Here is a 7,664-nt window from a genome sequence, read left to right as displayed (position 1 = left end):
AAATTAGCGTCGCGCGGCGCCTGCGCCAGCCGGCGCTTGAAGTAGCTCATGATGTCGGGATTGACGAAGTCGTAGTGCTGCAGCATGCCCGAGATGCGCTCCTCATGCAGGTTCGGCGCGAACAGCTCGGTGAGCGAGGAGGCGATCGCCTCCAGCGGCGAGCGGTCGCGGCAGAAATGCACGTAGGCCTCGACCGCAAAGCGCGTCGCGGGAAGGATACCTTCGGTCGATTCCACGTAAGCGCTGTCGAGCCCCAGGCCTTCCGTCAGCTTGAGCCAGCGCTCGATGCCGCCCTCGCTGCCCACATCGCCGTCATGGTCCTCGATGCGGTGGCGCCATTCCATCCGGGTGGCGCGGTCGCGGAAGCGCGAGATCACCACCGCGTCCTTGAGCGGGATCGTCGACTGATAATAGTAACGGTTCAGCGCCCAGGCCTGCACCTGGCCCTTGTTGAGCTTGCCGCCGTGCAGGAGTTTATGGAACGGGTGCAGATTATGATAGCGCGTCGCGCCGATGTGGCGCAGCGCGGCTTCCAACTCGGCAGCGTCATTCAGCCTGACGTCAGGCCCGATCGATAGCGCCGTCATCCCGCTTAGATTCTTGCCGCTTAGATTCACGTCACTCACAGCACGATCTCCATCCCCTCGCTCGGGATCTGCCACTCCGCGCGCTCCAACGCCTGCCGCTCGGGCGAGGCGTGCAGCCACGCCGGATTCGAATTGTTGATGTGCAGGAAGATCTTCCTGCCGATCCCGAGATCCGCCAATGAGCTGATCGCGCCATCGTCCCCGGACATCGCGATATGTCCCATACTCTGTCCGGTCTTGTTGCCGAGTCCAGCCCTGATCATCTCGTCGTCGCGCCACACCGTGCCGTCGAACAGCACCAAGGGCGCGCCGGCGAGCCGTCGCTTCAAGGTATGGTCGACGCCGGCGCAGGCGGTGATGACATAGAGATATTTGCCGCTGGCCTTGTCCGCAATCCTCAGACCCAGCGTATCGCCGGTCGAGGTGGTCCCGCCAGGATGGTCCTTGCCGCGCAGGTACCAGGCGCTGGTGCCTGCAACTGCGAATGGCAAAATCTCGAGGCCGGACGAGGCGCCGCCGGGCAATTGCGGCTCGAATGCGGCATCGACTTCGATCGGGACGCGCCGCACATTCTCGGGCCGCAGCACGTCGAAGATGCTGTTCGATGTCAGGATCGCCAGCACCTTGGGATGCGCGTAGATCGCAAATGGCGAACCTTCGCGCATCGACAACAGCCCGGTGACCGCGTCGATCTCGCCGTTGGTGAGGATGACGCCCGCGATCGGACTGTGACGCAGCAGCATGCTTTTGGGGTGAAGCTGCGGTGTCGCGGTCACCTGCTGCCGCAGGTCCGGCGAGGCATTGACCAGGAACCAGTGCTCGCCGTCATTGCTGACCGCGACCGAGGCCTGGGTGCTTCTGATCTCAGGATGATCGGTGCGCGCCGCCAGGCAGACCGCACAACCGCAGTTCCATTGCGGCACGCCGCCGCCCGCGGCAGCGCCTAGGACGACGACACGAAGCATGACCGGTCTCTTGAAAATCGTCTCCTGGAGGCCGAGACGTATGGAGATGAGGCGAGGATGCGCAGGCGCCGCCTCGGGGCCGGAACGTCAAGGGGCGCAACGTCGAGGGTGGACAGCGAGCTTGCGCACGGGGCTGGCACACACGCCGCTCGGCCGCCCACCCTCAAAGGCGTCTTGGCTTCAGAACATCATGTGCTACGCAACATCATGTGCTACGCAATGACGTCACACCCGCAATTTATTTACGGGCTGCGCAGGCATACATGTTGATTTCCATGCCAACCGGCACTTCAACAATCTTCGGTGCTTTCCAGGCCATTGTCGTCTCCTCATCAGGTGTTCGGGACATTTTCGTCCTCCGCATTAAACTACCGCGTCACGAAAAGTTCGCCAGTGGAATCTTTTTGTTTTGAACGATCCGGGTTGATTTTTGCAGTGCGAAGACTGATCCCGCGGTGCGCCATGCAGCCGTCAAATGAACGAATTCGTGACCGAAGCCTTCGCAACGCCGTCTGGTTCCGCGACTACATTGCGCGGATCTGGTTCAGATAAAGCACTTGTGAGATGGCTCAATCTTTCAAAATGCAGCGTGCGACCCCATTGGAATGTGCCCATGCCCCGATATTTCTTTAACACCAGGATCGGCGACGAGCTGGTCGCCGACACCGATGGCGAAATGTTGCGCAGTCCGGACCGCGCCTGGGAAGTCGCACGCGATATGATCCGCGAGTTGCTCCGCACCGAAGGCGCCAATGCGGCGCTGTTGGCCGCCGTGATCGAGGTGACGGATGAGGAGGGCGACGTGGTACTGGAGTTCCCGTTTTCTGAGGCGATCTTCGACCTACCGGCGCAGTCGATGACGCGGCATTAAGTCCGATTGAATGCACGCCGCTGTGCATTGACGCACGCGGCGCGCCTTACGATCACGGCAGAGTCACGAACTCCACCCAGTTCGGCTGCTTGCCGACAGGATAGGATTTCAGCTTAGTCAGCCGTCCGGTGGCCTGATCGATCGCATAGACCGTCATGCCGTTGGATAGCTCGCCGACCGCTGCAAGATAGTGACCACTTGGATCGATGTTGAAGCCGCGCGGCTGGGTCTCGGTCGGCACGCTCTCGATGGTGCTGAGCTGGCCGGTCGCCGCATCGACCTTGTAGGCTGCCAGCGTGTTCGAGCCGCGCTCCGACGCATAGAGGAATTGGCCGTTCGGCGTGATGTGCAGATCGGCCGCCCACGGCTTGCCTTTGAAGTCCTTTGGTAGCGCGGTGGTGCGCTGTGTCTCGCGCAAGGTGCCCTTGTCGGCGTCGTAGGCGTAGACGGCGAGATCGGCGTTCAGCTCGTGCAGGAGATAGATGAACTTGCCGTTCGGGTGGAACATGAAGTGGCGCGGGCCCGACTTCTCCGGCGTCTTCGCCGTCGCAGCCTCGTTTGGCGTCAGCACGCCGGTGGCTGCGTCGAACTTGAAGGCCAGCACCTGATCGGAGCCGAGATTGGTCGCGAACACGAAGCGGTTGTCCGGCGAGGGCAGGAAGGCGTGCGCGTTGAGCCCGGTCGGGATCACCTGCGCGGGCGCACCGACGACGCCATTGGCCTGGACCGGATTCACGGCGACCTTGTTGCCGCCATAGGAGGCGCTGAACAGGAATTTGCCGGTGTGGTCGAAGGCGATATTGGCCATGCTGTCGGCCAGCGGGCCATTGCCGATGTGCTTCAATTCGCCAGTCTTGGCATCGATCGCGAAGCTGACCGCGACATAGGGCTGCGAGCGGACACCGGCGATCAGCACATGACGATCGGGACTGACGGCGAGCGGCGTTGACGAGCCCGGCTTCTCGATGCCGGCAAAAGCGGCGGTCTGCACCGGCACCATCGCGCCGGTGGCGCTATCGAACTTGAACACGCTGATGTCGTTGCTGGCGGCATTGCCGACATAGGCGAAGGTCTCGGCGCCGGCCACGCGCGGTGCGAGCGTGACGAGAGCGGCGAAGACGAGCGATGTCGCGATGAGTGTGCCTGGTGCCGGCATGTGTTTCCCCCAAGGTTTGCTTATTGGTGCTAATTCTTAAGGTCGATTGTCAGCGTTGGCCAAGATTGATTCCGTATGGATCAATCCAGCAATAGCATTGATGAGGGCTCATCATTTCGCGACCGTCCCCGTCTGTCGCATGCATAGCCACCCGCCGCAAAGGCCGGGAGGTGTCGCTTTCTCCGCGCCCGGGCGCAGGCTAAAAGACGTCATTGTCTACGGAGTTCCCCATGACCGATCTCTGGCGCCTGTCGGCCGCCGACCTCGCCGCCCGCATCGCATCGAAACAAGTGTCCGCGCGGGAGGCCGCCACATCGGCGCTGGCCCGGCTCGATGCGGTCAATCCCAGCATCAACGCGGTGATCGATCATCGCCCGGATGACGTGCTGCGGCAGGCCGATCGCATCGATGCCGCGGTCGCCAAGGGCGACCGTGTCGGCCCGCTCGCCGGCGTCCCCGTGACCGTGAAGGTCAATGTCGACCAGGCCGGGTTCGCCACCACCAACGGGCTGCAGCTGCAGAAGGACGCGATCGCGCAAGCCAACAATCCGGTGGTCGAAAATCTCGTCAAGGCCGGCGCCGTCATCCTTGGTCGCACCAATACGCCCGCCGTGTCCTACCGCTGGTTCACCAACAATCTGATCCATGGCCACACCAAGAATCCCCGCGATCCCGGCATTACGCCCGGCGGCTCCTCCGGTGGCGCGGGCTCGGCGACCGCGGCGGGCATAGGCCATATCGGCCACGGCACCGATATCGCCGGCTCGGTGCGTTATCCGGCCTATGCCTGCGGCATCCATGGCCTGCGTCCGACCGTCGGGCGGATTCCCGCCTTCAACACCCATTTGCCGGAACGTTCAATCGGGCCGCAGATGACGGCGGTCTCGGGACCGCTGGCGCGCACCATCGGCGACATCCGGCTGGCGCTGCAAGCGATGTCGGCGCGCGACATGCGTGATCCCTGGTGGGTGCCGGTGCCGCTCGAAGGACCACCGCTACCGAAGCGGGTCGCGCTCTGCGTCAACCCTGATGGCCTCGATCCGGTGCCGGAAGTCGTGGCCGCATTGCGCGATGCGGCGGCGCGGCTGGAGCGGGCCGGCTGGACCGTCGAGGAGATCAAGGACGCGCCGCCGATGCAGGAGGCGGCGCTGCTGCAGACCCGGCTGTGGCTCGGCGACGGCTATGAGGCGCAGCTCGCGCTGGCCGAAAAGGAGGGCGATCCCGGCGCGCTGGCCTGCCTGCGCGGCAACCGCTTGAAGGTGCATCCGTTCGACCTGTCGCAGACGCTGACCCGGCGCGCCACTCTGACCCGCGACTGGCTGCTGTTTCTGGAAAAACATCCGCTGCTGCTGATGCCGGTCTCCGGCGAGTTGCCGTTCGCCGATCAGCTCGACCGCAAGGACGAAGAGTCGTTCAACCGCGTCTGGCACGCGCAGCTGACACAGATCGCGATACCGTTCTTCGGGCTTCCCGGCCTCACCGTGTCGACCGGCATGGTCGGCCGCAGTCCCGTTGGCGTGCAACTGGTCGCGCAGCGTTTCCGCGAGGACCTCTGTCTTGCCGCCGGCGAGGCGATCGAGGCAGGCGGCACGCCACCGTCGCCGATCGATCCGGTGAGCTGAATGGCTGGTCTCTACGATTTCACCGCGACCTCGCTGGCGGGCGAGGAAGTGCCGCTCCGGCGCTTCGAAGGCCAGGTGCTGTTGATCGTCAACACCGCGAGCGCCTGCGGATTCACGCCGCAATATCGCGGGCTGGAAGCGCTTTACCGCGAATACACGCCCAAGGGCTTTGCCGTGCTGGGATTTCCCTGTAACCAGTTCGGCGGCCAGGAACCGGGAACGGCGTCCGAGATCGGCGCGTTCTGCATCGGCAAGTATGACGTCACTTTCCCGATGTTTGCCAAGATCGAGGTCAACGGGACTGACGCGCATCCGCTCTACAAGTTCTTGAAGGGCGAGAAGTCAGGCCTGTTGGTGTCAGCGATCAAATGGAATTTCACCAAATTCCTGGTCGACCGGTCGGGCCGGGTGGTGTCGCGTCATGCACCGACCACCACACCTGAGGCATTGAAGAAAGAGATCGAGGCGCTGCTGTGAGCGAGAACGAGACCAATACGAATGAGTTTCCGGACCGGCTGTCGGTCGATCCGAAGAGCCCCTATTACAATGCGGAGATCCTGTCCCGCGACATCGGCATCCGCTTCAAGGGCGCCGAGAAAACCAATGTCGAGGAATATTGCATCAGCGAAGGCTGGATCCGCGTGCCCGCCGGCACCGCCAAGGACCGCCACGGCAATCCGCTGACCCTCAAGGTGCACGGCCCGGTCGAGCCGTATTTCAAGGACAAGCCTTCGTCCTGACTCTCGCACTCTCTCCGTCGTCATTGCGAGGAGCGCAAGCGACGAAGCAATCCAGAGTTCCGGACACCAGTCTGGATTGCTTCGGTTCGCTCGCAATGACGGTGTCTCTCACACCGTTTCCGAAAGCCACCGCCATGTCCGTCCGCATCATCGACGTCCGCGAAGTGACGAAGCCGATCTCGTCGCCGATCCGCAACGCCTATATCGACTTCACCAAGATGACGACCAGCCTGGTCGCCGTCATCACCGACGTGGTGCGCGACGGCAAGCGTGTGGTCGGCTACGGCTTCAATTCCAACGGCCGCTACGGACAAGGCGGGCTGATCCGCGAACGCTTCGCGCCGCGCCTGCTGGAAGCCGATCCGAAAACGCTGCTCGATGCGAGCGGCGACAATCTCGACCCGGACAAGGTCTGGGCGGCCATGATGTCGAACGAGAAGCCCGGCGGCCATGGCGAGCGCTCGGTCGCGGTCGGCACTATCGACATGGCGGTGTGGGATGCGGTGGCCAAGATCGCCGGCAAGCCGCTGTTCCGGCTGCTGGCGGAGCGGCACGGCGTCACTGCCAATCCGCGCGTCTTCGTCTACGCCGCCGGCGGCTACTATTATCCCGGCAAGGATCTGTCGGCGCTGCGCGGCGAGATGCGCGGCTATCTCGACCGCGGGTACAACGTCGTCAAGATGAAGATCGGAGGCGCTGATATCGCAGAAGACCGCAGCCGCATCGAGGCGGTGCTGAAGGAGATCGGCAGGGATGCGCAGCTTGCGGTCGATGCCAACGGCCGCTTCGATCTCGAGACCGCGATCGCTTATGCCAAGATGCTGCGCGACTATCCGCTGTTCTGGTACGAGGAGGCGGGCGATCCGCTCGACTACGCGCTGCAGGCCGCGCTGGCCGAGTTCTACCCCGGCCCGATGGCGACCGGCGAGAATTTGTTCAGCCATCAGGACGCGCGCAATTTGATCCGCTATGGCGGCATGCGGCCGGACCGCGACTGGCTGCAGTTCGATTGCGCGCTGTCCTACGGCCTGTGCGAATATCAGCGCACGCTTCAGGTGTTGAAGACCCACGGCTGGTCGCCGAGCCGCTGCATCCCGCATGGCGGCCACCAGATGTCGCTGAACATCGCCGCCGGCCTCGGCCTCGGCGGCAACGAGAGCTATCCGGACCTGTTCCAGCCTTATGGCGGCTTCCCCGACGGTGTCCGCGTCGAGAACGGCCACATCACCATGCCGGATCTTCCGGGCATCGGTTTTGAAGGAAAGTCTGATCTGTACACCGAGATGAAGGCGCTGGCGGCATGAGGCGTAGGGGTGGGCAAAGGCGCGTTTGCGCCGTGCCCACCATCATCAACGCGTGACGACGATGGTGGGCACGCTTCGCTTTGCCCACCCTACGCCTCAGCCATGCGGCGCCTAAATCACGCGCCATCACCTCCGCTGTCATCGTCCGCGCAGGCGGACGATCCAGTATTCCGAAGACGATCGTGATTGACCGAGATGCCGCGGCGTACTGAATCGCCCGGTCTGCGCCGGGCGATGACATTCCTGGGAATGGTATTTTAGTATTCATGTATAATTGAGCGCCGCTCAAATATTTATTGAACATTGCTCAAAATTCGATACACTCATCTCCAGTTCGCGATGACCGAGCGCGGGCAAGGCGCCCGTAGATTGCACACCATCAGGAGATGGCCCATGTCCTATTCGGAAAGTGATCTTCG

General features: G+C 63.1%; 9 protein-coding genes. 5 read left to right on the top strand and 4 right to left on the bottom strand.

All coding sequences use genetic code 11. The features are described from left to right. The 3 genes from pqqC to pqqA form a co-directional block, all read right to left on the bottom strand. A partial coding sequence (gene pqqC, locus WA702_RS03225; RefSeq protein WP_425109084.1) for a pyrroloquinoline-quinone synthase PqqC occupies nt 1–587 on the bottom strand: 587 nt, incomplete at its 3' end. Between the two features lie 35 nt (nt 588–622). Beyond that, complete coding sequence (gene pqqB / locus WA702_RS03220; protein ID WP_425109082.1) at nt 623–1,552, bottom strand: pyrroloquinoline quinone biosynthesis protein PqqB; 930 nt, start codon at nt 1,550–1,552, stop codon at nt 623–625. Nucleotides 1,553–1,790: 238 nt separating this feature from the next. After that, a complete protein-coding gene (gene pqqA, locus WA702_RS03215) occupies nt 1,791–1,871 on the bottom strand; it encodes a pyrroloquinoline quinone precursor peptide PqqA (protein ID WP_012029362.1) in 81 nt (26 codons plus the stop codon). Nucleotides 1,872–2,165: 294 nt separating this feature from the next. On the opposite strand from pqqA, the gene WA702_RS03210 reads away from it, so the two are divergent. Beyond that, nucleotides 2,166–2,423 carry a DUF6894 family protein gene (locus tag WA702_RS03210; RefSeq protein ID WP_425109083.1) on the top strand — a complete coding sequence of 86 codons (258 nt, stop codon included), beginning with the start codon at nt 2,166–2,168 and terminating at the stop codon, nt 2,421–2,423. Between the two features lie 52 nt (nt 2,424–2,475). Here the strand turns inward: WA702_RS03210 and WA702_RS03205 are convergent, their stop codons facing one another. Next, entirely contained in the window at nt 2,476–3,579 is a 1,104-nt protein-coding gene (locus WA702_RS03205) for a lactonase family protein (protein WP_425109081.1), read from the bottom strand. Between the two features lie 230 nt (nt 3,580–3,809). On the opposite strand from WA702_RS03205, the gene WA702_RS03200 reads away from it, so the two are divergent. From WA702_RS03200 to WA702_RS03185, 4 genes are all read left to right on the top strand, one after another. Then, nucleotides 3,810–5,201 carry an amidase family protein gene (locus WA702_RS03200; protein WP_425109080.1) on the top strand — a complete coding sequence of 464 codons (1,392 nt, stop codon included), beginning with the start codon at nt 3,810–3,812 and terminating at the stop codon, nt 5,199–5,201. Then, on the top strand, nt 5,202–5,678 hold the full coding sequence (locus tag WA702_RS03195; RefSeq protein ID WP_425109079.1) for a glutathione peroxidase: 477 nt from the start codon (nt 5,202–5,204) through the stop codon (nt 5,676–5,678). Continuing rightward, the gene (locus WA702_RS03190; protein WP_425109078.1) at nt 5,675–5,941 is read left to right on the top strand and encodes a DUF3297 family protein; all 267 of its coding nucleotides are present in this window, start codon (nt 5,675–5,677) and stop codon (nt 5,939–5,941) included. The genes WA702_RS03195 and WA702_RS03190 overlap by 4 nt, the downstream gene beginning before the upstream one ends. A 134-nt stretch (nt 5,942–6,075) precedes the next feature. Beyond that, the gene (locus WA702_RS03185; protein ID WP_425109077.1) at nt 6,076–7,245 is read left to right on the top strand and encodes a mandelate racemase/muconate lactonizing enzyme family protein; all 1,170 of its coding nucleotides are present in this window, start codon (nt 6,076–6,078) and stop codon (nt 7,243–7,245) included. The last annotated feature ends 419 nt before the right edge of the window (nt 7,246–7,664 follow it).

The sequence above is a fragment of the Bradyrhizobium sp. genome (genome assembly GCF_049798375.1).
GTDB lineage: Bacteria > Pseudomonadota > Alphaproteobacteria > Rhizobiales > Xanthobacteraceae > Bradyrhizobium.
The sequence above is the reverse complement of the archived record's forward strand: the minus strand, read 5'-3'. Positions and strand labels throughout refer to the sequence as shown.

What these genes read in the sequence shown, in the direction of transcription:
- WA702_RS03195 (WP_425109079.1), top strand. Translation starts at nt 5,202, where the DNA reads ATGGCTGGTCTCTACGATTTCACCGCGACCTCGCTGGCGGGCGAGGAA.
- pqqA (WP_012029362.1), bottom strand. Translation starts at nt 1,871, where the DNA reads ATGGCCTGGAAAGCACCGAAGATTGTTGAAGTGCCGGTTGGCATGGAA.
- WA702_RS03210 (WP_425109083.1), top strand. Translation starts at nt 2,166, where the DNA reads ATGCCCCGATATTTCTTTAACACCAGGATCGGCGACGAGCTGGTCGCC.
- pqqB (WP_425109082.1), bottom strand. Translation starts at nt 1,552, where the DNA reads ATGCTTCGTGTCGTCGTCCTAGGCGCTGCCGCGGGCGGCGGCGTGCCG.
- WA702_RS03185 (WP_425109077.1), top strand. Translation starts at nt 6,076, where the DNA reads ATGTCCGTCCGCATCATCGACGTCCGCGAAGTGACGAAGCCGATCTCG.
- WA702_RS03205 (WP_425109081.1), bottom strand. Translation starts at nt 3,579, where the DNA reads ATGCCGGCACCAGGCACACTCATCGCGACATCGCTCGTCTTCGCCGCT.
- WA702_RS03200 (WP_425109080.1), top strand. Translation starts at nt 3,810, where the DNA reads ATGACCGATCTCTGGCGCCTGTCGGCCGCCGACCTCGCCGCCCGCATC.